Below are 538 nucleotides of genomic sequence, written 5' to 3' on the forward strand. Positions count from 1 at the left end.
GCTCGCGGCGGCGATGAGCAGCCCGCTGACGAGGATCGAGGTGGCCGAGACGACCGTGTCGAGGCCGAGGCGGGCATCCACCGCCGTGGGCACGAGCAGCGCCCGCGCCTGGCCCGTCGCCGCCGCGAACGCGCCGACCGCCTCGACGCCGACGGCCGCGACCACGATGCGGACGGCGGACGCCGGCGGGAGCAGCGCCCCGACCGTGTAGGCCGCGACGACCGGCGCGGCGGCCCAGAACCCGAACTGCGGCGGGATCACAGCCACGAGCGCCGCCTGGAGGACGGAGACGGCCAGGAGGGTCGACCGCGGATGCCGCCGCCGGAACGCCAGGGGCACGCACTGCACGACGGCGAGGACCGCGATGACCGCGCCCTGCGCCGGCGACATGGTGCGCGCGGTGCCGTCCGCCCAGACGAGCGCGGCGAGCACCCCGAGCAGCAGCACGGTGAGAAGCGCCCAGGCGGCGGCCGCGGCGGCGTCGCGTCCGGCGTCCGTGCGGATCCCGACGCGGGCGAGGGCCGCGCGGACCCGGCCG

The 538-nt window shown here is 78.8% G+C and carries 1 pseudogene; it reads right to left on the reverse strand.

From position 1 onward, the window contains the following. A pseudogene (locus Q6969_RS16230) lies at positions 1 to 538 on the reverse strand (two-component sensor histidine kinase); the annotation flags it as partial.

It is taken from the genome of Clavibacter sp. MX14-G9D (assembly GCF_032917815.1).
GTDB classification, from domain to species: domain Bacteria; phylum Actinomycetota; class Actinomycetes; order Actinomycetales; family Microbacteriaceae; genus Clavibacter; species Clavibacter michiganensis_K.